18 protein-coding genes are annotated in these 25,698 nt (G+C 42.4%); 9 read left to right on the top strand and 9 right to left on the bottom strand.

All coding sequences use genetic code 11. The features are described from left to right. The first annotated feature begins 456 nt into the window (after positions 1–456). The 4 genes from AB6T38_RS09255 to AB6T38_RS09240 all read left to right on the top strand — a co-directional run bounded on the left by AB6T38_RS09255 (position 457) and on the right by AB6T38_RS09240 (position 5,188). Positions 457–1,749 (top strand): PEP-CTERM sorting domain-containing protein, encoded by a 1,293-nt coding sequence (locus AB6T38_RS09255; RefSeq protein ID WP_372547048.1) that lies wholly within the window; start codon positions 457–459, stop codon positions 1,747–1,749. Between the two features lie 434 nt (positions 1,750–2,183). Beyond that, positions 2,184–3,686 (top strand): CoA-acylating methylmalonate-semialdehyde dehydrogenase, encoded by a 1,503-nt coding sequence (locus AB6T38_RS09250; protein WP_372547047.1) that lies wholly within the window; start codon positions 2,184–2,186, stop codon positions 3,684–3,686. 61 nt (positions 3,687–3,747) lie between these two features. After that, on the top strand, positions 3,748–4,635 hold the full coding sequence (gene mmsB, locus AB6T38_RS09245; protein WP_372547046.1) for a 3-hydroxyisobutyrate dehydrogenase: 888 nt from the start codon (positions 3,748–3,750) through the stop codon (positions 4,633–4,635). 121 nt (positions 4,636–4,756) lie between these two features. Further along, positions 4,757–5,188 carry a hotdog fold thioesterase gene (locus AB6T38_RS09240; RefSeq protein ID WP_372547045.1) on the top strand — a complete coding sequence of 144 codons (432 nt, stop codon included), beginning with the start codon at positions 4,757–4,759 and terminating at the stop codon, positions 5,186–5,188. A 27-nt stretch (positions 5,189–5,215) separates the two neighbouring features. Here the strand turns inward: AB6T38_RS09240 and AB6T38_RS09235 are convergent, their stop codons facing one another. Then, positions 5,216–6,097 (bottom strand): AraC family transcriptional regulator, encoded by an 882-nt coding sequence (locus AB6T38_RS09235; RefSeq protein WP_372547044.1) that lies wholly within the window; start codon positions 6,095–6,097, stop codon positions 5,216–5,218. Positions 6,098–6,329: 232 nt separating this feature from the next. Here AB6T38_RS09235 and AB6T38_RS09230 point away from each other — a divergent pair, with 232 nt between their 5' ends. The 4 genes from AB6T38_RS09230 to AB6T38_RS09215 all read left to right on the top strand — a co-directional run bounded on the left by AB6T38_RS09230 (position 6,330) and on the right by AB6T38_RS09215 (position 10,415). Beyond that, a complete protein-coding gene (locus tag AB6T38_RS09230) occupies positions 6,330–7,457 on the top strand; it encodes an enoyl-CoA hydratase/isomerase family protein (RefSeq protein ID WP_372547043.1) in 1,128 nt (375 codons plus the stop codon). Between the two features lie 318 nt (positions 7,458–7,775). Next, positions 7,776–8,441: a hypothetical protein gene (locus AB6T38_RS09225; RefSeq protein ID WP_372547042.1), complete on the top strand. Its 666-nt coding sequence runs from the start codon at positions 7,776–7,778 to the stop codon at positions 8,439–8,441. A 664-nt stretch (positions 8,442–9,105) separates the two neighbouring features. Continuing rightward, positions 9,106–9,729: a hypothetical protein gene (locus AB6T38_RS09220; protein WP_372547041.1), complete on the top strand. Its 624-nt coding sequence runs from the start codon at positions 9,106–9,108 to the stop codon at positions 9,727–9,729. Positions 9,730–10,139: 410 nt separating this feature from the next. After that, positions 10,140–10,415 carry a DUF1838 family protein gene (locus tag AB6T38_RS09215; RefSeq protein ID WP_372547040.1) on the top strand — a complete coding sequence of 92 codons (276 nt, stop codon included), beginning with the start codon at positions 10,140–10,142 and terminating at the stop codon, positions 10,413–10,415. 5 nt (positions 10,416–10,420) lie between these two features. On the opposite strand, the gene AB6T38_RS09210 is transcribed toward AB6T38_RS09215, so the two are convergent. The 8 genes from AB6T38_RS09210 to AB6T38_RS09175 all read right to left on the bottom strand — a co-directional run bounded on the left by AB6T38_RS09210 (position 10,421) and on the right by AB6T38_RS09175 (position 24,912). Further along, positions 10,421–13,510, bottom strand: coding sequence for an efflux RND transporter permease subunit (locus AB6T38_RS09210; protein ID WP_372547039.1), 3,090 nt, complete (start codon positions 13,508–13,510; stop codon positions 10,421–10,423). Further along, positions 13,511–14,800 carry an efflux RND transporter periplasmic adaptor subunit gene (locus AB6T38_RS09205; RefSeq protein WP_372547038.1) on the bottom strand — a complete coding sequence of 430 codons (1,290 nt, stop codon included), beginning with the start codon at positions 14,798–14,800 and terminating at the stop codon, positions 13,511–13,513. It abuts the gene before it with no gap. A gap of 4 nt (positions 14,801–14,804) precedes the next feature. Further along, positions 14,805–16,139: an efflux transporter outer membrane subunit gene (locus tag AB6T38_RS09200; protein WP_372547037.1), complete on the bottom strand. Its 1,335-nt coding sequence runs from the start codon at positions 16,137–16,139 to the stop codon at positions 14,805–14,807. Between the two features lie 389 nt (positions 16,140–16,528). Continuing rightward, on the bottom strand, positions 16,529–18,130 hold the full coding sequence (locus tag AB6T38_RS09195; protein WP_348493407.1) for an ABC-F family ATPase: 1,602 nt from the start codon (positions 18,128–18,130) through the stop codon (positions 16,529–16,531). A gap of 289 nt (positions 18,131–18,419) precedes the next feature. Next, the gene (gene gdhA / locus AB6T38_RS09190) at positions 18,420–19,772 is read right to left on the bottom strand and encodes an NADP-specific glutamate dehydrogenase (RefSeq protein WP_372547036.1); all 1,353 of its coding nucleotides are present in this window, start codon (positions 19,770–19,772) and stop codon (positions 18,420–18,422) included. Between the two features lie 82 nt (positions 19,773–19,854). Next, on the bottom strand, positions 19,855–20,241 hold the full coding sequence (locus tag AB6T38_RS09185) for a GreA/GreB family elongation factor (RefSeq protein WP_372547035.1): 387 nt from the start codon (positions 20,239–20,241) through the stop codon (positions 19,855–19,857). A 554-nt stretch (positions 20,242–20,795) separates the two neighbouring features. Then, a complete protein-coding gene (locus AB6T38_RS09180; RefSeq protein ID WP_372547034.1) occupies positions 20,796–23,834 on the bottom strand; it encodes an efflux RND transporter permease subunit in 3,039 nt (1,012 codons plus the stop codon). A 1-nt stretch (position 23,835) separates the two neighbouring features. Next, positions 23,836–24,912, bottom strand: coding sequence for an efflux RND transporter periplasmic adaptor subunit (locus AB6T38_RS09175; RefSeq protein ID WP_372547033.1), 1,077 nt, complete (start codon positions 24,910–24,912; stop codon positions 23,836–23,838). Positions 24,913–25,068: 156 nt separating this feature from the next. Between AB6T38_RS09175 and AB6T38_RS09170 the strand changes: the two genes are divergently transcribed. After that, the gene (locus AB6T38_RS09170; RefSeq protein ID WP_372547032.1) at positions 25,069–25,689 is read left to right on the top strand and encodes a TetR/AcrR family transcriptional regulator; all 621 of its coding nucleotides are present in this window, start codon (positions 25,069–25,071) and stop codon (positions 25,687–25,689) included. Positions 25,690–25,698 lie beyond the last annotated feature (9 nt).

The following is a 25,698-nucleotide window of genomic DNA, read 5'->3' as shown; positions in this document are numbered from 1 at the left end:
GTCCCTTGCCCTAAAATCATCACAGTATATTAGGGCGGGACATAAGTTTTCCTATCTGGGCTAACAAAGACTGTCTAAATATACTGCCAGCAACTGCAACTTCGTTCCCCTAAAAATGTGTCATTTAAGTTACTCAGATATATAGCACTCTCGCCACCAAAACCATCACTGACCGCTGAGCTGCACAAATCGATAATTTGTCTTTGTTAGTGCGCCTTTTCTTGAGCGATATTTCAGCAATCTCACCTGTTTATTGTTAATAATGAGCCATTAAAACACCTATTATTCCCATTAAAAGTTTCTTTTTGATTCATATAATTAATTATTTTTGCACAAAAACTGTTGAAAAAACCAACAGGTGTCAGCCATCATGACACATGACAGTGCATATGGCATTTAGGCAAATGACATGACAACAAGGTAATTTACAAGGGTGATTAACAAGGAATAGCGATCATGAATAAACAAAAATTTCAGCAATATAAATCTAGATTGGCACATTGCCGTAGGCAATGCTTAACCGGTTTGATGGCATTGATAATGACCACACCGATATTTGCCGGCCCAATAGTAACAACGGATTACGACTCCACTGTGGTCGTTACTTTAGAGAATTTAAACAAGAACATTGATGACCTACATCTAAAAATTGGCGATGTATCACACGCAGGGGCTGTACTTGGCTATTACACAAGTTCACAAAATGCTCGTCAGGTTGCAGCCGATTCGTACATCCGTTATGAAGACTCCTTCGGCAGCAACGTTGGCTCCTATGAAGCAACAATTGTTCAAAGCGGTAATAGCGACGGTTTCAGTTATGCATCCGATATAGCATCTGTAAATGCAGCGGAGGGCCGCAGCCCTCTGGTCGCATTAAATGCATCTGTATACAATCAATTTAGCGTGACAGAAGCAACCAAAGCCCGCATCAACGTAGCAATTTCTGGCAATACTTTTGCGGGTCGCAACTATGTCGGTCTTCAGATTGATGGGTATGGGGATAACGGTGAATTTGTGCGTTTGTATTCCACCCCATCCCGTTTTGGTTCCACAGAAATAACAGGTACTGATAGCTTTGAGATCACTTTACAAGAAGGCTTCACCTATGAGCTTACCGGAGAATCCCGCGGCAGCACCTTATATAGTGCCCCCCACGGTGGTCAAGCGCCACCATCAAGCCTAGCTTACAGTTTATTGACCGCTCAATCACTGCTAGGTAACTCAGCCGAAAATAGCCTCAAGCCCGCAGCTATTAATTATACTGGGGTGTATGGCACCGACTTTGCCCATAAATTTTTGTTGGACAGTGACGAGGTGGAAGATTTAGGTGGCTCGACCGTCTGGATCGATCCGGAAGTTGCAACAGGCTATGATTACAGTTTTGATGGTGCGGGATTATTAGGAATCGATTTGCCCGATTTTAGCTTATTTGCTAACGCCACTTATCAGTTGTTCGACCTTTCTGGGAATCTGTTAGCAGATCTGTTTTCCGGCGACTCCTTTGATTTTTCCAGTGTTGTCGAGGGCTTTAGTTTACGCGGCATCGATCCAGATCTAGCCCTTGACCCCTATGCACCAGGCTTCACAATTGGGCTAAGGTTCGAAACACCGGATATGAGCACCATTTTAATTACCCAAACGCCAATTACCGAAACGGTAGATGTCAATGCCATCCCTGCACCAAGCGTTCTTTGGTTGTTACTCTCAGGTGGCGCAGCTATGTTAATGGTAAGGCGGAAACAGGCTTAGTAGATTGTCCGTAAGGGTTAAGAACAGAAACTAAGTGGCAACCAAGTCCAAAATCTCGAACAAGGTTGCCATTATTTTCTGTTTGCTTGTATGTGGGAATTGCACGACATAGCTCTTCGGCGATAACAAGATAGTCTAGATCCATTAAGGCCAACTTGCCTATTTCCCCCGTTGAAAATGAGGTCGCTAAGAAACTAAGATGTCTACATCGACTGACCTTGGGTTTGACTTGAGCCTTTTGGTAGGCTGAAGTAACCTTGTTTCACAAGCAAAATCAATATCACTGTATTTTCGCATCACTGATGATTTTTTAGCATTCTAACGCCCACACACAAAACCGCAATTTAGTCCATTATGTTCGCAAGATTATCAATCTCCTAGTTTGTTTAGCTATGCTAATCTTTAATTAATTGAACTGATACTTGAGAACACCTATGTCTGAACAAACGCAAGAAGTCCCACTGTTGATAAACGGTGAGTTAATTCCAAGTAAAACCCAGCAATGGTTGGCCGTTACCAATCCAGCGGATCAACAAGTGATCGCACAAGTGCCCTTAGCCACATCCCAAGAAGTGGAAGATGCAATCTCCGCAGCGAAAGCGGCGTTTGAGATCTGGAAAGATGTCCCAGTTGGTGACAGAGCACGATTAATGCTGCGTTATCAAGCCCTGTTAAAAGAACATCATGACGAACTTGCTCGTTTACTCGCGCAAGAAACCGGTAAAACCTTTGCAGATGCCAAAGGCGATGTGTGGCGTGGAATTGAAGTGGTAGAACATGCCTGCAACATTGCATCTTTGAGCATGGGTGAAATCCTTGAGAACGTTGCTAACAAGATTGATTGTTACAGCATTACCCAGCCACTAGGTGTTTGTGTTGGCATTACGCCCTTTAACTTTCCAGCCATGATCCCTTTATGGATGTTTCCCATGGCGATTGCCTGCGGAAATACCTTTGTATTAAAACCTTCTGAGCAAGATCCCCTTACGCCAATGCGACTAGCTGCACTGTTTAAAGAAGCTGGCGCACCCGATGGTTTATTGCAAATAGTGCACGGTGGCAAAGAGGTAGTGAATCAACTGTTAACTCACAAAGATACCCCCGCCATATCCTTTGTGGGCTCTGTTGCCGTAGGTGAACATATTTATCGCACCGGAACTGATCACCTAAAACGTGTACAAGCCTTTGCTGGGGCGAAAAATCATATGGTGGTTATGCCTGACGCTTCAAAAAACCAAGTTATTAATGCCATAGCTGGTGCTTCTGTTGGCGCAGCAGGACAACGCTGCATGGCTATTTCAGTAGTCGTGTTAGTGGGTGAAACTAAACATTGGGTTGCTGAAATGCGTGACGCATTGGCAAAGGTTAAACCCGGTGTTTGGGATGATCCAGAAGCAGGTTATGGCCCACTGATTAATCCTCAAGCGAAGCAACGGGTGTTAAACCTTATTCAAGAAGGCAAGGATGCCGGTGCTACCTGCCTACTCGATGGCAGTAACTTTGAAGTAGCCGGTTACCCTGATGGAAACTGGGTAGGGCCCACTCTATTCACCGATGTTACTCGCGACATGTCAATTTATCAGCAAGAGATATTTGGCCCAGTATTAATCGTGTTGGAAGTGGATTCCTTGGAACAGGCCATTAACCTAATTAATGAAAACCCCTATGGCAACGGTACTTCCATTTATACATCTTCGGGCGCAGTTGCTCGTAAGTACCAACATGAAATTAAAGTGGGACAAGTGGGTATCAATGTGCCAGTTCCAGTGCCTTTACCCATGTTCTCTTTTACTGGCTGGCGAAAATCGTTCTACGGTGATCAACACGCTTATGGCAAACAAGCGGTCAAATTTTATACTGAAACCAAAACCATCACCGCTCGCTGGTTCGAAGATGATATTGATACCGGTGTGAACACCACCATTGAGCTGAAGTGATGTTCACTATTTGGCTATTTAACGTTTGTTTATTCAATTATTGTAAATAAAGGACAAGATCATGGCAGTTATCGGTTTTATCGGTCTCGGTAATATGGGTGGGCCTATGGCCATCAACGTGGTTAAAGCAGGTCACACGGTAAAGGTATTCGATTTGTTTGCGGATGCAATTAAGCAACTGGTTTCACAAGGAGGCTTAGCCGCAAAGAGCGCGGCCGATGCAGCGTCAGATGCAGACGTAGTTATCTCTATGTTGCCTTCTGGCAAACATGTGGAAGATCTTTACGTCAGCGCTGAAAAACCGCTATTTGAGGTCGTGAAAAAAGAAGCGCTAATCATTGATTCATCAACAATTGATGCAGCAACAGCGAAACGGGTCTGTGCCATTGCCGATAACCGTGGATTAAACTTTGTTGACGCTCCGGTATCCGGTGGTGTGGCCGGTGCAGTGGCTGGCACCTTAGCATTTATGGTGGGTGCAACAGATGCACAATTTATTCAGGCGAAGTCAATTTTACAAAGCATGGGGCAAAACATCTTCCATGCTGGCCCTAGTGGTGCAGGTCAAATAGCAAAATGTTGTAACAACATGCTGTTGTCGGTGTTAATGGCAGGAACCGCTGAAGCCCTTAATATGGGCGTGAAAAACGGTTTGGATCCTGCGGTCTTGTCACAAATAATGTTGCAAAGCTCAGGTAACAATTGGGTATTACAAAAATACAATCCTTATCCACACGTAATGGAGGGCGTACCTTCATCGAACGACTATCAAGGTGGATTTCAAGTTGACCTGATGTACAAAGATTTAGGCTTAGCCATGGATATTAGTCATCAAAGTGGCTCGCCCGCACCTATGGGAGCTCAAGCAAAATCCTTGTATGCCATGCATAAATCGAAAGGCAATGGGCCGCTGGATTTCTCCAGCATAATGCGTTTATATCAAGATTGATAAGTTGAATAAATTCAATTAGTTAAAGGACTTAATAGTTTGTCATAAATGACACTAATTTGACCACCACTTGCTGAGTATGATGGAATTTAGGTACTGCTATGACAATTGAGGTAAGGCGATGAGTATCTGGTTTGCAAAACCAAAGGTTGGGGATTTAAATCAAATGCTCGCCAAAGGTCAGATTAATATTTCCCTCGGTTTACAGGTTACCGAGGTAGGCGACGACTTTATCCGTGGCACTATGCCCGCCGATGAACGCACCTTTCAACCATTTGGCGTAGTCCACGGCGGCGCCAATGTGGTCCTTGCCGAAACCTTAGGAAGTATCGCAGGTTATTACTGCGTCGATATAAATAAGTTTCAAGTATTTGGACAAGAAGTCAGTGCCAGTCACATCCGCTCTGTTTCTTCGGGTTTAGTCACCGCCACAGTTAGACCCATACACTTAGGTTCACGCTCCCAAATTTGGGAAATTCGTTTGGAGAACGACCAAGGTAAACTTAGTTGCCTATCAAAGTTAACCACTGCAGTGGTTCCCATACGAACCTAAACAATTACAGCCAAAAGCATCTGCCATTTAGGTATGCTTTTGTTTGCGATAATCAGATGGTGATAAGCCCGTATGTTTTCTAAATAGTCGCGAAAAATACAAACTATCATCATACCCCACCCGAGAAGCGATACCCTGAATCGCTAATTCGCTGGTTTCTAACAAATAACTGGCGTATTCCACTTTCATTTTTAAAAAATGTTGTACCGGAGAGAAACCGGTGGCCTCTTTATATTTTTTACTAAAATGAAACTTGGACAAATTCACTTGCATCGCCAACGCATCTAGATCAATGGACTTATTTAGGTTCTGTAGCATATAGGCCTGTAGAATATCCAAATTAAATTGCTGTCTTTCAGTGGTGTTAACTTGCTGAGCCAACTTACCGATATAGGCAAGTAGTTGTTTAAGCATATTGGCTGCATACACCATGGCCGGAATATTATATCCGGTGCTAGACTCGGCTAAAACCGAACTAAATTGTGCCATCAGCAACGGAGATTGACCTATTTTTAAGATCGGATAGGTCTTTTTATAGTCCATATTAAACACATATTCTTGGGCTTGATGGCCGGAGAAGTGACACCAATAAATCGACCAAGGATCATCGGCATTGGCCCAATATCGATGACTAACGCCTTTAGGCAATAATACTAACTCTCCACTTTGTACTTCACCGCTCCAGTGATTAGTTCGTAAAAAGCCTTTCCCAGAAAAACAGTAAATTAAGATGTTATCGTCATGGCGGTTTCGTGACATTTCATGGAAAAGGGCCTTTTCATAGCGTCCCACCGCTAGCGGGTAACAATCTTGAGTTAGTGGGTGTTGTTGTAATTGTTGACGAATGACAACCGGTGACACCATGCGTTCACTGTCGCGACTCAAAGGCCAATTAGATGGTTTACTCATATTAATCCTTAAGGAGTTACATGGGCCCAAGGCTTAGCTAGTGCTTTCAACTTGAAGCTGAAACGCAATATAATCCATATTAATAACAAGATAAACAATTAGCTAAAAAGGCATAGGCTGCTAGTATCATGGTAGTAAATTTTATAACCTTTTAGGATCAGCTAAGCCGTTACTCGCAAGGGTATGTCGGCTTGATGTAACAACCCTAATTCCCAAATGGAAGAAAGTGTAAATGACTAATGCGGCTGTACTATTTGAAGAACGGGCATCCAAAGCGAATAGAAAAATTGCCATCGCCACCCTAAACACTGAAAAAACCTTAAATTCACTTACCTTAGAAATGGTTGATTTACTCTATGCTCAGCTATTGAAATGGCAACAAGACGATGAAATTAGCTGTGTCTTTTTGCACGGTGCAGGCCCAAAAGCATTTTGTGCTGGAGGCGATGTACAGCAACTCTATCATTCAGCCATCGAGCAACCCGGTGGACCCTGCGAGTACGCTGAAACATTTTTTGAACATGAGTACCGCCTAGACTATTTGTTACATACTTTCAACAAGCCAATCATTTGCTGGGGACACGGTATTGTAATGGGTGGCGGTCTAGGTTTGATGGCTGGTTGCAGTCATAGAGTTGTGACCGAACGCACACGCATTGCCATGCCTGAGATTACCATTGGACTCTTCCCTGACGTCGGTGGCAGTTGGTTTTTGAATCGCATGCCAGGTCGCATTGGATTATTTTTAGGGTTAACCGCGGCAAAAACCAATGCTGCTGACTGTATTTATATCGGTATGGCCGACAGGTTTATCGAAAACGCCAAAATGGCTGAAGTATTAGCCAGTATAGAAGCAATTGACTGGCAAGGAGATAACTCTGAGCACAGCGGCCAAATCACGGCTGTGCTGCGCAACTTTGAACAACAAAGCATAGCCGCCAAACCTACCGGCAACATCCCTGCCCACTATGACAGTATTCAACAGTTAACGGATCAAAACAGTTTTTATGACATTGTCGATGCCATCATTCAGCAGCCTTCAGAAGATCCTTGGATGAGCGCAGCAGCCGCCGCTTTAAAACATGGTTCACCCATCAGTGCTTGTAGCATCAATCAAACCTTAAGCAGCACTAAGCATATGTCTTTAGCCGAAGTTTTTCAGTACGAACTGATGTTAGTCACCAATACAGTCCGTAATCCAGAGTTTGTTGAAGGAGTAAGAGCCTTGCTTATCGATAAAGACAAGTCTCCCCGCTGGCAATATGACTCCGTAAGAACCGTACCATCTGAGGTGTTAGAAAAGTTGATTACACCACCTTGGCCAGTAAATCCTTTAGCGGATTTGAAGCCTTTAGCGTGATCTAAGCCCTTTAACTAGATCTAGAGGCTCAACACTTTCAAGTCCATATAAGTGATTTTCAAACTGATCTATCGGTGTTTTTTGACAACATTTATTTAAGCCGCTGAGTATTCAACCACGTTGCTTTGATTAAACTCAAGACCACAGCTCCTTAGGAATCACGCTTTACACACTAATGACATAACATTATACTTCAACCTCATTTTGAGCTAGTGGGTATTTAGTGTTAAACACCTTCCCGCCAATATCCCATTGAGCGTAAAAGCAAATTTAACCCTCAGAATCTCGACAACACTATTTATAATGGAGAGTTCCATCATGACTGCACATGAATTGCTTTTACTGATACATATTTTGCTATTTTGTTATTGGCTTGGGGGTGATATTGGGGTGTTTTATTCCAGCAACATTGTGGTTGACGACAAGGCGAGTCCTGAAGCAAGAATAGTGGCCGGCAAAATAATGGTTGCCTGTGATTTAGTCCCTAAACTTTGCATGACTCTTATGTTGACCACTGGTGGATTATTAACGACTTTTTTTAGTGTTGTGCATCCAGCGTGGCAAATGGCCGCTATTGTTTTACTTGGCCCATTTTGGCTAACCTTAGTTTTGTTGCAACATTACAATCATCACGCTTCTTATATAAATCAATTAGTTAAGTTTGATTTTATATTTCGCTGCGCCTTAATAGTAATTGGCTTGATATTTATTTCTTATGCCTTACTGAATGGCCAGCTAATGGGCAATACTTGGATAGCGGCTAAACTTGCCATATTTTATTTATTGGTGTTTTGTGGGCTAATGATTCGTCTGGCATTAAAAGACTTTGGTACTGCTTATTCTAACCTTCTTCAAGGTATACACACCGCCTATGACAATAAAATGATGTTGAAAGCAATGAACAGAGCTAAACCGTGGGTATATACCATTTGGGCAGGCCTGATTGGTGCGGCCGCAATTGGTATTGCAAAACCACTGCTTTAAAACAAGATCCATGGCTAACAGGCATTATTTCATCATTTATCTGAGTTGAGAATGATGGCATGGTGCAATAATGTAATTCATCCATCCTCTCTCCACCCCAGTTGAAAGCAGGCCCATTGGGCGAGATATGTGCCCCATGACGGTTGTGGTTTAGATTTGAAGCTAAATAGCTGGACATGAGCGATAAAGATGGGACAAACTATAGCGTAAATTTGAGTTTACCCAGAAATGCCCCACAGCTGAAGAAACCTAAAAAGCCGACAATTATGGGTATGGCTGAGTTCTCTCCCTCAGCTAAGTGCCCCAATTGCCATTTGATTATGTACCTAGGAAATAAGTGCCCTCACTGTAAGCACTTGTTAAACCATGTTGAGCAACAAGCCCAAAGGGCCTTTTGGATAAAAGTCCGAAATAACGGATATAAAAAGGGCATCATCTTTTTCGCTTTATTTTTTCTGATCTTTTTCCTAATTTTTGCTCCTTAACAAAACACTAATTGCTGATACATGTAGCTTTTTAAAGAAAGAAAAATTTCAAATTTAAACGTTTATCTCGCCCCTTATACAATTACTTATAATTTGCGCTAAATCTGCACAATACCCCTTTAGTCTCTGGTAAATATTTTCTGTTGAAGTGATTTACCATGAATAACTCTTGGCATTTTATGAAAAAGACCCTGCTATGTTCAGCAATCCTTTTGGCCTTAACTGCATGTTCAGGAAGTGACGCTGATGAGAGTGAAACTGACAGTTCAACCTCAAACTCTAGCCCCAGTGTTGATGCGGGTAGCGATACGTCAACAGATGAAGATACTAAGAACGACTCATCAGTTTGGATAATCAATGAAACAGGCGAATTGTCTAAGCATATTCTGGATTCAAAGACCGGCATTGGCGTAGAGGTCGACGTTCAGTCTGTTGAAGTTGAAGAAATAGATGGCAAAGAATACACAGTCGTCACTTCACAAGGTATCCCGAATTACGAGACACTTATCACCGACGACATATTAGACGGTTTGAGCGGACGACCGAAGGCCAGTTCCGACTTCGTAAATGGTTACCCTTCTGTAGAGATGGGAGACAGCATTTCTTTTGGTGAAGATGTGGGTTACGTGAGTAATAGTAACTGTACATTGGATTATGGTTATGGCTACTGGCCGCCAGGGCCTGAATGCCCAACCCAAGATGAAAGAACCGTATATCTCCCAATGGAGCCAAAACCAACGGAAGAAGAGTGTAAGAATGGTTTGTCTAAAGTTGGGATCATGGTTCACCACCAGATATGGTGACCACTGACGGTGACTTTAGCGCTGAAGGAGTATGACAGGGGCACGCCCATGTATTTGTTAACGCAGAAAAGCTGCGCCGTCTTTATGGCAAGGATATTCATATACCTACTGCAGCGTTAAAAGAGGGGGAGTAATCAAGTTGCGGCGTCTTTGAATAGCCATAGACACGAGAATTGGGTAAAGGACAATCATGACATTATGAGGTCAATCTTTTTCGATTTATCCAAAGACCCAATTGTGTTACACAACTTTACCTCGCAACCGCTGGAAAACAAACATAAGCATCATTAACAGACCGAGGTTTTGTCAAAGGTTTGATAATTGTGTCCTCACCAGGGCGCTGCTTTACCCAGCAAGTCAATAAACTTGCCAGTGTCTGAAGGTGTCAACGTGGCAATCACCTCACGTTGATGCCTTGCACTGTCATCAACATAGATAATTTAGCTAACCCAGATATCACAAGCATTGAATACTCTGGGGCATGGAGCCGAATTACGCATTGGTTACCCTGGATGTTAATGGGACAAGCTGAAGGACATTGTTTCTACGATTGTTCAATGGGTGCATATAACAGCTCAGAGATACTCTCGCCCAAAGTACGCGCTTATGCTGAAAAGCATTTCCCTGAGTATTTTGCAGCGCCAAAAGAGCGGCAAATATGCCGCTTTTTTATTGCCTGCAAATGAGTAAATTACCCTTTCTTAGGTTGCTTCAGTGATCCTTCCAGCAACATATAATTAATAGGCACAAGAATCAGGGTGATAAAGGTTGCAAACAGTATTCCAAAGCCTAAAGAGACGGCCATTGGAATGAGAAATTGTGCTTGGGTGGATTTTTCAAATAACAGCGGCATTAAGCCGATAAAGGTGGTTAAGCTAGTGAGCATAACGGGTCTAAAACGTGATGCTCCCGCGGTGAGAATCGCTTTTAACAATTCCATGCCTTGTTCCCGCTTGGTATTAATATAATCCACTAATACCAATGAGTCATTAACGACTATTCCCACCAAGGCCAATAACCCTAATAAACTAAAGATGGTTAAATCCATTCCCATGATCCAGTGACCAACCACAGCACCAATTGCGCCGAAGGGGATCACACTCATTACCACCAATGGTTGGGTATAGGATTTAAAGGGAATGGCGAGCAATGCATAGATGACAAAAAGAACAATTACCAAGCCGACTCCCAAAGAGCCAAATGAATCACGTTGCTCTTCGGCCTCTCCTTCGAGTTCATACGTAACCCCTGGATACTGGGTTAATAACTCGGCAATGTAGTTATTAAGATCATCTTGCAACACTGTCATATTAGTATTGTTTTTATCTACATCCGCAGTAACACTGATGGTTCTTAATCGGTCTATACGGCGAATGGAGGATGGGCTTTGGCCTGGAGTCAAAGTCGCAATACTGGACAGTGGGACGGTTTCATTATTTCCCACATCAATAAGCAAATTGGTTAAACTGGATAACGATTGACGCTCGCTTAACGGCAGTCTCAACATCACTTTTACATCATCACGACCGCGCTGAATTCGTTGTACTTGGGAACCAAAAAACGCACTGCGTATCTGGCCAATGACGTCAGCTCTAGACAGACCTAAGGCTTCTCCTTGTTTATTTAATTCAATTTGTAATTCTTGTTTGCCATCAGACAAACTATCAGCAATATCATAGACGGTGGGATAGGTGTTTAATCGCTCAATTACTTTGTCAGCCACATTTTCTAATGTAGCCACATTATTCGAGCTCAACCTTACATCAATAGGATCCGACGAACGCCCTAATTCTGCTCGGTAACTCAATGATTCCGCTCCGGGAATTTCACCAATAAGCTTACGCCATTCATTTAGCAGTTGCTCAGAGGTTATGGACGAGGATCTTGATTCCGGTGGACTAATCTCAAATCGCACGCTACCTGAATTTGTTGAGCCGCCTCTGCCACCGGTTGTGGCAAGGACGTTCAAAATAACACTTTCACCGGTATCTTCATCAACATACTTTTCTTGCAAATCTCGCGCATGGTGAGCAATTTGTATGATGTATTTATTGGTAATATCAAATGCCGTTCCCGTGGGCATGGACAGTGATACGCTAACGGTTTCACTAGGAATTCTGGGGAAAAACACAAAACGTGTCCAGCCGCTGACAATCAACGTCAATATCACCGTAAAAACACCACAGAAAACCATTATGGTAGTCCATTTATATCTTAAGGTTGTAATAAGTGCAGGTCGGTAAAAACGTAAAATAGCCCGTTCAAAACCATCAGCAAATTTTTGCTGATATTTATCAAATCGGCTTTGCTTGGTTTTTTCAGTGCGCAGTTTTAGATGCTTCAAATGGGAAGGCAAAATAAATTTAGATTCAATTAAAGACAACAGTAAAACGGGGATAACCACATAGGGTATTTGCGCAAAGACATCCCCTCTTCGCCCTTCAATAAATGCCAAAGGCAAAAACGCCGCCACAGTGGTAAGAATACCAAAGGTTACTGGTTTAGCTACTTCTAAGGTTCCCGCAATAGCGGCTTGTTCACCCGATTTAGCTTTACCTAAATGGGTGTAAATATTCTCACCTGTGACTATGGCATCATCCACCACAATCCCCAGCACTAGAATGAAACCAAATACACTCATCATATTTAAAGTGACACCAAAAAATGGCATCAAAATAAAGGCGCCCATAAAGGCTACTGGAATACCAATAAATACCCAAAATGCGATTGAGGGGCGCAAGAATAACGTCAATAGAACCAGAACCAGAATCCCACCTTGCATGGCATTGGATGTTAGGCTCGATATACGACTTTTTACGATTAGTGAATCATCATCCCAATAGGTTAAATTAAACCCTTGAGGTAAGCTTTGTTGATGAGAGTCAACATACTCTTTTACTTTATCGGCAACCTCAATAGCACTTTGTTGACCGATGCGATAGACCTCAATAAATGCACCTTGCTGGCCATTAAAACGGGTGCGAACCGGAGTTTCTTCAAATCCATCTAAAATATTAGCAATATCATCAAGGCGGATTATAGAACCATCAGGATTGGTTTTGATAGGAATAGAGGCAAATTCGTCTTTTCGATAAGCTTGGCCTTTCGAACGAATTAAAACGTCGCCACTTTCAGTTCGTAAGTTACCAGCAGACACATCGACACTGTTATTGTCGATTATATTGGATACTTCATTGATGGTTAAATCTAGTTCACGAATTTTGTCTAAGCTTAGTTCAATGGCGATTTCGTAATCACGAATACCATCCATTTCAACTTGCGTGATACCGTCGATGGTGAGCAAATCATCACGCACTAATTCAGCATATTCGCGCACTTCTCTTTCGCTATAAGGCGCAGTAACCGCCACCGTAATCACTTCTCTTTTACGATCACCAAGGGCCACCACGGGATTTTCTGCATTTGCAGGAAAAGTATTGATTGCGTCCACTCGGCTTTTAATATCAGCCAGTAAATCCCGTCGGTCATAATCACTGTCTAGTTCAAAAGTAACACTGCCGCCGCCTTCAGAAGATTGGCTAATAATCTTAGCGATACCCTCAAGGTCTTGCACCGCCTCTTCAATACGAATAGTAACACCTTGTTCGATATCTTCAGGTGTTGCGCCATCGAGGGTAACGCTCACTGTTACCACATCGATTTCAAAAGACGGAAAAACTTCGAGGGGGATACGACTGTTCAAGCTCAACAAACCTGCTGCGATAATGGTAATCATCAACAAGTTGGCTGCGACTGAATTTTTTGCAAACCAAGCTATCATTTATCCTTCCTCACGTGGAGGTCGGTTGGCACCTCTTTCGCTGTTGGAACGCTCACCTCTTGTTTTAGAGCCCGGCTTGTTAGCGGAGGAGTTTTTACCCTCACGCGTACCCTGCGTTTTACTTTTACCATCACCGTTGATAACAGATACTGCCGTACCTGAACTCACCTGACCTAAAGGTGTAACAACTAGGGCTTGACCACCTTCTAATCCCGATTTAATTAACGCTCGGCTATCATTTTGCCATGCAACTTCTATTTCTTTTCTAAGCAGTACACCGTCTTGTTCAATATAAACATAACTCCCCTGATAGATAGACGTTACGGGGATTACAATAGCATTATCAATAGTTTTACCATCTATTTCCGCGGTTAAGTACTCACCAATTTTAATCGATACACCACGTTCAATGTCTTGGTCAAAAGGATTATCTATTTGTGCCACTACATACAATTGTCGCGACGCAGAATCGATGGCGCTTTCAGTACGGACAATTTTACCGGTCCAACTTTGTTGGCCAATAAGGGTAGAAGTAAAAGTCACACTTATTGGTGGTGTGGTTAGTGAATTGTCAATATTGGCTTCGGGTAGTTCAACAAAACCTAAATCGTTATTGTTAATTGCTAAGCGGACTTCCATGTAGTCAGTGGCATAAATACTGGCTAACTCGGTATTGCTTGACACTACGGTGCCAATATCAACGTTCTGGCTTACAATACGCCCACTGTATGGCGCAATGATTTTAGTTCGCTTAAGTGATAATTCTGCCTTTGTTAGCTGCGCTTTAGCAGAGGCCAAGTTAGCTTGGGCTGACTCTTGTTGAGGTATTCTTAATACCAAATCACTGGGCTTTTGGTTATCCCCTAAGCGCTGCCAATCAATTTTTGCTTGTTCAGAGCGCGCCATTTCTTCAGCTAGATTTTGTTGCGCAGTAATAAGGTTTGCTTTGGCGATATTCACTTCGGCTTGATAGTCACTGTCATCTATTGCTAGCAACAAATCGCCTTTTTGAAAAAATCCACCAGCACGGAAGTCAGCGTCAACATACACAATTTGTCCCGCCACCTGCGCCATTAAGGTACTTTGAGTGCGCGGCGCAACAACACCGTAACTGTCCAAGGTGATATGGAACTTTTCTGGCTGCAATAACTGGGTTTCAACACTCAAAACCGCAGCACTTGCTGGGCGTTGGCGTTTAGCTGCAGGGGGGTTGTTATAAATAATCACCACCGCAACAACAGCAATAAGTACAACAACGATGGGCAATACAATTTTTTTAGAAATTACCATTTAATCAAAGCTCTTGAATTGGGGCGTAGAGGTTGATTCCTCCTCCGAGTGCAACATGCAATTGAACTCGATTCGCAATTAAATCAGTTTTAATATCAATAAGATTATTTTCGGCCGCAATTAATCTCGCTTGGGCTTCTAACACTGTGGTGTAAGTCACAAGACCAGCTTGGTATTGCTCAAAAGATAGTTTGTTTGCAAACTTAGCATTTTCAGCGGCTTTGACAGTCGCTTGATAACGCTCAACTAAGCTCGCTTCAGCAGACAGGGTGTTTTCCACCTCTAAGAGGGCATTTAAAACCGTATTTAAATAACTTTCTTCCAGACGTTTCAAGGTTAACAACTCAATCTCTTCATTCGCCTTAAGCTTTCCAGCATTAAAAATCGGTGCTGAAATACTGCCAATCAAAGACCAACTAGCTGAGGTTGACAGTAAATCTGATAAAGAATCACTTGTGGGTCCGTAGCTGGCACCTAAATTAATTGATGGAAAACGCGCCTTGTGAGCAATTGCTAGCGAAGCGTCCTGCGACATCAACTCAAGCCAGCTAGCTTGTAAAGCAGGTTTGCGTGTGACCAGTTCAGAGGGTAAACCAACAGCAACGTCCACATCAGGTAAGCCTAAGACTTGAGTCACATCGAGTTTTGCATCTGGGTAACGACCTAACAATCGCTCCAATGCTCTTACACTTTCAAGTAAGGTTTGCTGATTGGTTGCTAATGTCGATTTATCACTGTTAAGCTCGTTTCTAGCAAGGTAAACATCTAAGGATTCATTTAAACCAGCTTTATAACCGCGCTCAATAATGTCTAAAATTTTCGATGAATTCTGTACTTGCTGGGCTGCTAACGCTGTACGTTGATGCGCCCTAGAAGCGTTGGCATAAGCGATAATGACATCACCAGCTAGTTGCAATCTCGCTTCTTCCAATTCAGCTTTGGCCTGCAAATAGTTGAGTTTTCCTTGACGTTCAGCGTCTGACAATGCGCCCCAAATATCGAGCTCGTAGGAAAGATCCGCTTCTAAACTAAAGCTATTTCCGCCACTTTGGCTGCGCGAGGCAGCAAAGGATGCATCTAAAGCGGGCCAAAAATTACTTTTGGCAATAGTTAAATTCTGCGCCGCAATATCTACTACGTAGGCTTGGGCACGAATCGACTGATTTGCCTGGATGGCTTCATTGAGCAAGGCGGTTAAATGTTGATTGTCGGATTCGGAAGTGAAATTTGCTAACCAGTTGTCGTCGACGTCGTCGGCATTGTGTTGAAACTGCCACTCATCGGGTAATGCTGGAACTTCCTTTTCCTGATCTAATTTGATGGAGCTACAACCGTGCAAAAAGACCAAAACAAACAAACAAACATGATATTAGCTTTACGTTTTTATTGTACAAACAAATTTGTGACAGCATAAGACTATGTAAATAAGGCATTCTGGTTAAAATAGTATCGTTAATTTACGCGGGATGCAGTAATTTGAATTGGAATTTACGTAAACTTTACACCATTGTTATTCACCTTAAAATATCGCTTACGGAACGCTTCAAACCCGTGTATTAAGCACTCAGGGGAAAATTGATACTATTATTCAGCGCTTGGGAGAAATACTGAAAAATATGACAATGGTTAACGAATAAAACATAGAAAAAAGCGAGTCACTTGTACTCGCTTTCTATCTGCACTGAACACTCATCAAGGTGCCCCAGTAAAACTAGCTAAACTTGCGGATTAGGCTACTGCTTTTTGCAGTCCTTGATGAGCAAGGTATTCGTCATAGGTACCTTGGAAATCAATCACTTCTTGATCTTTAATTTCAATCACCCGAGTCGCCAAAGATGAAACAAATTCGCGATCATGACTAACAAAAATTAAAGTACCATCAAAATCAGTTAACGCATCATTAAGTGCCTGAATCGCTTCCATATCCATGTGGTTGGTGGGTTCGTCCATCACCAAGACATTTAAGTCAGCCATCATTAACTTACCAAATAACAAACGGTTTTTCTCACCACCGGAACATACATTGGCTTTTTTATTGAAGTCATCAGCACTAAATAACAAACTGCCCAATAAACCACGCACCATCAAATCGTTATGTTTGGGTGTACGCCACTGAGACATCCAATCAAAAAGACTTAAATCACAGTCGAAGTCTTCAGAACTGTCTTGTGGGCAATAACCCACAGCGGCATTTTCAGACCACTTCACTACACCTTCAGCTTGTAACTGGTTCATCAAACAACGTAAAAAGCTGGTTTTGCCCACACCGTTTTCGCCAATAATCGCTAACTTTGCGCCGGCTTCTAGTAACAGGTTAGCTCCTTTGAACAAGGGCTGTTCTTCGAAACCAAAACTCATATCTTCTAAGATAAGTGCTTGTCTGTGCAATTTCTGGTGCTGTTTAAGTTGAATACGCGGCGTTCTTCGACTGGAGCTTTTTACTTCATCTAACTGAATTTTATCCATTTTCTTAGCCCGCGAAGTGGCGAGTTTAGCTTTAGATGCATTGGCGGAGAAGCGGGCCACAAAGGCTTGAAGCTCTTCAATCTCGTCGCTCTTTTTAGCGTTTTCACGCAATAATTGTTCTTGAATTAGCGCAGCGGCTTCTTGGTATTTTTCATAGTTCCCAGGGTAAATACGCAATTCACCGTAGTCGATGTCTGCCATGTGAGTACAAACAGAATTCAAAAAGTGTCTATCGTGGGAAATAATGATCATGGTGGACTTACGCTGATTCAACACCTCAGCAAGCCAGTTAATGGTATAAATATCCAAGTTGTTGGTGGGTTCGTCGAGCAACAATATATCTGGGTTGGCAAATAACGCTTGAGCTAGCAACACCCGCACTTTCCAACCAGGGGATACTTGTGACATCAAACCGTAATGAAAATGTTCTTCGATACCCGCTTCTAGCAGAATTTCACCAGCACGAGATTCAGCTGTATAACCATCCATTTCCGCGTAAAGAGTTTCTAATTCAGCCACGTGCATACCGTCTGCTTCACTCATTTCAGGCTTAGCATAAATTTCATCACGCTCTTGTTTTACTTTCCACAACTCCATATCACCCATAATTACGGTATCAACAACAGAGTATTTTTCGAAAGCAAACTGGTCTTGACTCAACTTACCTAATTTCTGACCCGGAGAGATGGAAACGTTGCCTGAAGTGGGCGCTAAGTCACCACTAAGTATTTTCATCAGGGTGGATTTACCACAGCCATTTGCACCAATTAAACCGTAACGGTTGCCATTGCCAAACTTAGCCGAGATATTTTCAAACAGTGGCTCAGCGCCAAACTGCATAGTGATGTTTGCGGTAGATATCAAAGTGGAATTCCAAATAGTAAAAAAGCAACAAAAACAAACCAAGGTTCACAATAAAAGCCCAATGTCGCTGCGCAATACTACTTAGTTCAAAACGGCGCGCACTATATAAAAAAAACGACTAGAAGTCGAGTGACTTTGCTTATAATTTGTACTGACGCCTTAGGTGCCAGCATCCACCCTCTTGGCCATCGGCCTCATCTAAGATAATAGCGCACGTATTTCTACCCTGTTGATACTACGTATGCCTCTGTTTACAACCTTAGATGAGTGTATACAAACTAAAATAACCTTACACCACACCTTGTTCTATCATGGCATCCGCGACTCGACGAAAGCCTGCGATATTGGCACCTAAAACTAGATTTCCAGGCTGTCCAAACTCTTTGGCTGCATCATTAGCTGTTAAGAAAATATTTTGCATAATTTGTTGTAAATGCTCATCGACTTGGGCAAACGTCCACTTCTGCATACTCGCATTTTGTGCCATTTCTAGTTGGCTTGTAGCTACCCCGCCAGCATTAGCAGCTTTGCCTGGGCCATAGGCAATATCAGCAGCAACGAAGCTATCTACGGCCTCTTGAGTAGTAGGCATATTTGCCCCTTCACATACTAGCTGACAGCCATTTGCTAGTAGTTCCTCAGCATCAGCCTTGGTTAACTCATTTTGTGTTGCACATGGGAAAGCCACATCTGCGCGATAACGCCACACAGCATGACCGTCAGATGGATAATCTGAAACTGGTGTATAGGTTGCAGTAGGGTAAGTATCAATATAGCTGAGCAAACTGGTTTGTTGCTGTTCTTTTAACTGCTTCACTAATTTTAAGTCAACACCACTTGCGTGATAAATGGTACCCGAAGAATCACTGCAGCTTATCGGTGTAGCCCCCAACTGGTATAATTTTTCCATTGCATAAATTGCGACATTACCCGCACCTGAAATCAAGCATTGCTTACCTTTTAGACTATCCCCTCGTGCTTTTAACATATTATCGGCAAAGTATACGGCGCCATATCCAGTTGCTTCTTTACGTACCAAGGATCCTCCCCATAGCAGACCCTTGCCTGTTAAAATCCCTTCATAACGCCCCGTTAAACGCTTGTATTGGCCAAACATATAACCGATTTCTGACGCACCAACGCCAATGTCTCCAGCAGGTACATCTGTAGTTGGACCAATATGTCGATATAGTTCGCTCATAAAAGACTGGCAAAAGCGCATAATTTCATTATTCGAACGTCCTCTAGGGTTGAAGTTTGCACCGCCTTTACCTCCACCGATAGCTAGGCCAGTCAGAGAGTTTTTGAAAATTTGCTCAAAACCTAAGAACTTTATGATGCTGGCATTAACTGAGGGGTGGAATCTTAACCCCCCTTTATATGGTCCAAGGGCGGAATTAAATTCTACTCGATATCCCTTATTAACCTGAATTTCACCTTTATCATCAATCCACGGTACTCGAAACATAATCTGTCTTTCCGGCTCGACAATACGTTGAATAATGGCTTGCTGACGATATTTACTATCAGATTCGAGTATCGGATCCAGGGAATTAAGTACCTCTTCAACAGCTTGATAAAACTCGCTTTGAGCTGGACTAGTTTGTTTTAAATCTGCAATAGTTTGATGTGTATAAGTCATCAAGAGTAACCTCATATATCTGCTAAAATTATCTACTTTAGAAAAACCAACGCGAATGCAATTGTCTTAAAACGATTGGCAACTAACTAGCGTTGGCATTGACCGCTACTATTTCAACTGACTTTTGCCCAGCTTGGGTTTGCCAGTTAATACTCTGACCAGTTCTTAAACCTAGAAGTGCAGAACCAATGGGTGCAAAAACTGAAATACTATCTGCATGCTTAATCGTATCGGCGGGGAGGCATAACGTTTTTGTAAATAAACTATTACTATCTGCTATTTTGAACGTGACTCGCTTACCAATAGTCACCACATCATTCGGCATATCTTTATTATCAATAATCGTTGCTCGGGCAAGTTCATTTTCTAATGCGGTAACTAACTCCTCGGGGAGTTTTGAAACTTCAAGTTGATTCTCTAGCATGGCTAGATCAGATGTGGAAATAAATATATCTGGTTGCTGTTGCATAATTTCACCTCTTTTTTCGGAGCAGTAAACAGAGGCTTTACCTTGCGCTCAAGTTTACGATCTTTGTCTCGCTTGTTACGTTTTAGCCCTCCAATTTCAGACAAAATAGCCGCAAAAAAAGTGCAAACGGATTCTGCACAATAAGGTATTAAGCGTTAATAAATACTGACGTTAAAAGGCAATCAAGATTTAGAAAAATATGAATATATTCATTAGCAGGCATAACACGCTTGCTGTCGTTATTGCTTAACTAAATGAACAGATAGGGAAGAATCGCCGAGCGTAAGGAATACGCTCGGCTTAATTTGGTAAGGTGAGTAAGTTACTCTTTATAGTATTGTGGATTGGGTACATTTTTTCCTCACGAATGAATGGTAATAATAACTTTCTTAAAAATAAAAACAAGACTAGATTGAAGCCATTATTGACACTCACAAGAATATAAAACCTATAGCTTCAATGCCATATTCAGCCTTACCCCTTGAGTTAATTAGCCAAAAAAATGCTCGTTAGTTAACTAACGAGCATTTATATTAAAGAGCTAATAATTTGAATTATTTTCTAAAGCTGATCCTAAAGAACACACTATATAGGACAGGTACGGCAATCAATGTCAGTACCGTAGCGAAAGCTAACCCACCCATTATTGTCACCGCCATGTCGGCAAAAAACGCATCAAACAACAGCGGGGCCATACCCAAAATAGTGGTGATTGCAGCCAAAGACACAGGTCGAAGACGACTTAAACTAGCATTGGTAATAGCAAGTTTCGGAGTTTGCCCTTCGGCTAAAAGTAAGTCGATTTCTTCTATCAGTACAATGGCGTTTTTAATTAACATACCAAACAGGCTCAAAAAGCCTAACAGCGACATAAAACCAAACGGCATATTGGTACTCAATAACCCTGCGACCACCCCCACTACTGCCATAGGTACTACCATCCATATAATCAGTGGTTGTTTGACTTTACCAAATAACAGTACCGAAATTAGAAACATCACCAAGAAACCTGCTGGTAAGCCTTTCCCTAACGCCTCTTGGGCTTCATTTGCATTTTCATACTCGCCGCCCCATTCAATTTTATAACCGTCAGGTAAATCTATGGCTTCCACCTTAGGACGAATACGTGTGAAGGCTTCGCCCGCGGTCTCATTAAAACCAGGCTCGGCCTTAATGGTGATAGTTCTAATTCTATTTCGACGTTGAATTAACACATCTTCATTAACTAGCTCCAACTCTTGGGAGACTTGTCGAAACGGAACATAGACTCGTTGTTGCGAACTCCATACCCGATTATTTTCAATGGCCTCTATAGGAGTTTGACCTGCGGCAGCCATTTTCGCTTTGATGGGATACGAATAGTCACCATCACGCACCACTCCAAGGGATAAACCATCGCTGGCATATTGAATGGCGTCGTTAAAATCAGAGCGAGATATACCTGATATACCTGCATTAAATTCATCGTAATGGGCATTTAGAGCCAGACCTTTTTCACGCCAATCGTGACGAATATCACGAATACTGCCATCTTGATTGAAAACCTGCAGGGCTTTTTCGGCTAACTGGCGCAACACTAAAGGATCTGGGCCAGAGAAGCGCGTCTGCAGTTTAGCTCCACCACCAGGACCAAATTGCATTCGCTCCATATAAAAATCGGCATCAAGGTCAACATCTTTCAGTTTTGCCAAAATTGCCGGTGCGAGAGCCTCAATTTCGTCTCTATCGTGAACCCGTATAAACAACAAACCGTAACTCTCATTATTTGCTTCGGGAGCATAGGTAAGAGTGAATCTGTCGGCTCCGCGTCCTACAAAACTGGTAACGGATTCGACGCCATCAAAGGTTAAAATTCGTTTTTCAGCTTGTTCAATTTTCTCTTCGGTGTAGCGAATATCTTGATCCTGCGGTCCCCAGTAATGAACAAAGAAAATAGGCGCATTTGAAGATGGGAAGAAGCCTTGTTTCACATAACCAAAACCAGCGAATGCGACAACGGTTATCACCACTAACGAGCTGAGTGTTACCCACCTAAAGCGCAAGGCTTTATGCAAAACGCTTAAAAATACTTTTTGCACACCACTGATACCCTGCTCTTCACCAATCACTTTTTCAGATTTGTAAACATAACCACCCAATACAGGTACGACGGTTACAGCTAACACCCAACTCAACATCAGAGAGACTAAAACAACGAAAAACAGTGAATACAAAAACTCACCAGTGGCATCATCTGATAAGCCTATGCCGGAAAAGGCAGCAATACCAATCACCGTCGCGCCAAGTAACGGCCATTGAGTGCGTTTAACTACAAAACTGGCGGCATCAACAGGTTTAGTTCCACCGCGAATTTTTAGCATCATACCCTCAGCAACCACGATGGCGTTGTCTACCAACATTCCCATTGCGATTACCATAGCGCCTAAGGAGATCCGTTGTAGCTGTATCCCCATTAACCACATGATCATCACAGTTCCCAGTACGGTAACCACCAAGACTGCGCCGACTATAATTGAAGAGCGCCACCCCATAAATAACCAAAGGGTCAGGGTTACCACTACAACAGACATAATCAGATTCATAATGAATCCGCCAACGGAGTCATCAACAATTTTAGCCTGATCATAGATTGGCGTGAGCTTCATCCCCAGCGGTAAATCATCGAGCAGACTGTCGACAGTCTGGCGGACGTGCTCCCCCACTTCGACAATATTCACGCCATCAATGGCAGATACCGCCAGAGTTATAGCTTCACTACCTTGGTAACGAATTAGCGACGATTGAATTTCCGCAGGCTCGAGTTCCAATCTGGCTATATCTTTTATTCGCACCGACCGGTTGGTTCCAGGTATGACTAAAGATAAATTACCGATCTCTTCTAATTGATTAGGCGATTCTTCTACTAACAATCTAATTTTTTTGCCGTCTACTTGAATCCGACCACTATTAAAAGGATTTAAATTATCTTCGAATAAACCCACAATGTCAGGAAAGCTCATACCTAAACCAGCAATTAGATAGGGGTCGATATAAGCGACTACTTGTTCTTGCATCACGCCACTGACTTCGACTTTTGCCACCCCTTCAGTGGTTAATAGTTGTCTACGAATGATGCGTGCAAACTCACGCATTTCGTAAGGGGTAAAGTCGGGCGCAACCAACGCAAAATACAAACCATAAACATCACCAAAATCATCATAGACCTGAGGCTCTTGAGCGCCCACAGGCAAAGAGCCGCTCATATCACCTAATCGCTTTCTTAGTTCATCCCAAATCTGTGGCAACATATCACCATCGTAATGGGGCTGAACTTCAACGGTAATTTCAGATTGCCCAGGTGACGAAATGGAGGTCAAACGATAAAGCTGCGACATTTGCTGAATAGCAATTTCAAGGGGCTCTGTTACCTGCTCTTCCACCTTCTTTGCACTAGCGCCAGGGAATGCCGTAATGACCTTTACTTGTTTAATAGTAAACGCTGGGTTTTCTAACCGACCAATTTCAGAAAGTGCAATAAGACCGCCGATGGAGAAAACCAAAATAAGCAACCAGATATTAACTGGAGTACGCATCGCATAACGCGCTATATCCATGTTATCTTTCTCCGTGATAAGGTTCGACTTTCATGCCCGCGTAAACTTGGGCAGCACCTGCAGAGATAACAAAATCTTGCTCACTTAACTGGGCGTCAACCACTACTGCAGAATCTTCAATACTTAGCACCTTAACTTGTACTTTTTCAACAGATTGAGTATCGGCAAGGTAACGCCAAACAAAAAAACCTTCAGCATCACTTCCCACCAATGCTCTAAAAGGAATTAATAAATTACCGTTACTATTAGGGGTTTCTGCAGTGACATTCACCACTGCTCGTGCACCAGGTGTGACCTGCAACTCACTTTGCCCCTCTAAGGCAAACACCGCTTGATAGGTTTGAGTGACAGCATCTGGCTGGGTGGAGTGTTCAACGTAAACTAGGTCATACCATTTGTCGGGGTTACCCAGTATAGAAGCCTGGGCTTTGATGATTTTACGCCCTTGGTTGGCTGACAAAACTCGTTCTGGCACATTAATATTGAAGTAAATACGCGAAACATCTTGCAACTGAGCTAATGATTGTCCAGCGGTTACAAAACTGTTGTTGTCGATTAAACGCTTAGCAACCAATGCATCAAAGGGTGCGCGTAGCTTAGTGTACTCTAAGTCTTGCAGGGCGTTTGATAAGTCTATCTCAGCCAGCTCATATTCTGTTTTAGCATCATCTAAGTTACTTTGAGAGACTAAATTCTTATTAAACATAGACTCTATTCGACTTAATTCTCGGTCAGCTTGTTGCAGTCGGGTCTGTTGTTCTTTTACTCTTCTTTCAAAGGGTTTTGGATCTAAACTCGCCAGCAAATGTCCTTTTTTAACCTTTTCCCCAGTCACAATATCCGTTTGGATTAAACGTCCTGTTACCTCAAAACTCAGATCGATGGTCTTCACTGCCGATACAACAGCAGGAAAGGTCGATTGATTTTGAATAGACGCAGATATTACCGGTGTCAGTTTCACCACTCGCGCTTTTTCTGTTTGAGTTTGCGGTTGGCTTTCTTCGCCACAAGCACTGAGTAATAGCACTGAAGCTGATAGTAAAAGACTAACAGGCAGTGCGCGTAAAAATAATATCATTACGGGAATTTCTCTCATTATTAAGCTGGATTGAACTATTGAAAAATGCATAGCTAAAATGTAAACTACTCGGTGTAGTTTACATTATCAAAAGGATGAAAGTAAACTGTGTTTAGTATCGAAATTTATATATTGTTCTAAAAGTTATAGAGAATTATGAAACCAGCAAAAAAAAGCCGCAGCGAAATAAAACGCGAAGCAATAGTAGAAGCAGCTAACGTTGCTTTTCAAGAGTTTGGCGTGCAAGGAACTAGCATGGATAGGTTAGCTGAGATTGCTGGTGTTTCAAAACGCACTGTATATAATCATTTTGCCACCAAAGCAGAATTAGTAATGTACCTGTTGACCGATAATTGGGAAGCATCGCTGCTTAAAAGCACCGTGATATATCAGCCGAAACAACCCATTTATGAGCAATTTATTCGCTTAATAGAAGAGCAAGTAGATTCCATGAGCGATGAGCAACACATAGAGTTAGTCCGCGTGGTTATCGGCAGTTTCTTCTATGAACAAGACACCCTGAGAAAAGAAATTGATCGCTTGATTACCATAGAAACTGCAGTTCACCGTTTTATAAAGGCTGCAGTAAAAGACAATACCTTAGAAATTAAGGACGTCAACTTTGCCATTGATCAGTTAAATGACCTAATCAAAGGCCGCTGTTTCTGGCCACTAGTGTTTAAATTACAGGACCCCCTTAGCGAAGCTGAAAAAGATTTTGTGATCAAACAAACCGCCAATATTTTTCTAGATCACTATTTAACCCCAACAATATAAAGATAATAA

This window comes from Aliiglaciecola sp. SL4 (assembly GCF_041538045.1).
Classification (GTDB): Bacteria; Pseudomonadota; Gammaproteobacteria; order Enterobacterales; family Alteromonadaceae; genus Aliiglaciecola.
This window is presented reverse-complemented; position numbering and strand designations above follow the sequence as displayed.

Excerpts from the sequence above, each read along its gene's own strand:
- AB6T38_RS09255 (WP_372547048.1), top strand. The coding sequence starts at position 457 with ATGAATAAACAAAAATTTCAGCAATATAAATCTAGATTGGCACATTGC.
- AB6T38_RS09250 (WP_372547047.1), top strand. The coding sequence starts at position 2,184 with ATGTCTGAACAAACGCAAGAAGTCCCACTGTTGATAAACGGTGAGTTA.
- mmsB (WP_372547046.1), top strand. The coding sequence starts at position 3,748 with ATGGCAGTTATCGGTTTTATCGGTCTCGGTAATATGGGTGGGCCTATG.
- AB6T38_RS09240 (WP_372547045.1), top strand. The coding sequence starts at position 4,757 with ATGAGTATCTGGTTTGCAAAACCAAAGGTTGGGGATTTAAATCAAATG.
- AB6T38_RS09235 (WP_372547044.1), bottom strand. The coding sequence starts at position 6,097 with ATGAGTAAACCATCTAATTGGCCTTTGAGTCGCGACAGTGAACGCATG.
- AB6T38_RS09230 (WP_372547043.1), top strand. The coding sequence starts at position 6,330 with ATGACTAATGCGGCTGTACTATTTGAAGAACGGGCATCCAAAGCGAAT.
- AB6T38_RS09225 (WP_372547042.1), top strand. The coding sequence starts at position 7,776 with ATGACTGCACATGAATTGCTTTTACTGATACATATTTTGCTATTTTGT.
- AB6T38_RS09220 (WP_372547041.1), top strand. The coding sequence starts at position 9,106 with ATGAAAAAGACCCTGCTATGTTCAGCAATCCTTTTGGCCTTAACTGCA.
- AB6T38_RS09215 (WP_372547040.1), top strand. The coding sequence starts at position 10,140 with ATGCCTTGCACTGTCATCAACATAGATAATTTAGCTAACCCAGATATC.
- AB6T38_RS09210 (WP_372547039.1), bottom strand. The coding sequence starts at position 13,510 with ATGATAGCTTGGTTTGCAAAAAATTCAGTCGCAGCCAACTTGTTGATG.
- AB6T38_RS09205 (WP_372547038.1), bottom strand. The coding sequence starts at position 14,800 with ATGGTAATTTCTAAAAAAATTGTATTGCCCATCGTTGTTGTACTTATT.
- gdhA (WP_372547036.1), bottom strand. The coding sequence starts at position 19,772 with ATGACTTATACACATCAAACTATTGCAGATTTAAAACAAACTAGTCCA.
- AB6T38_RS09185 (WP_372547035.1), bottom strand. The coding sequence starts at position 20,241 with ATGCAACAGCAACCAGATATATTTATTTCCACATCTGATCTAGCCATG.
- AB6T38_RS09180 (WP_372547034.1), bottom strand. The coding sequence starts at position 23,834 with ATGGATATAGCGCGTTATGCGATGCGTACTCCAGTTAATATCTGGTTG.
- AB6T38_RS09175 (WP_372547033.1), bottom strand. The coding sequence starts at position 24,912 with ATGATATTATTTTTACGCGCACTGCCTGTTAGTCTTTTACTATCAGCT.
- AB6T38_RS09170 (WP_372547032.1), top strand. The coding sequence starts at position 25,069 with ATGAAACCAGCAAAAAAAAGCCGCAGCGAAATAAAACGCGAAGCAATA.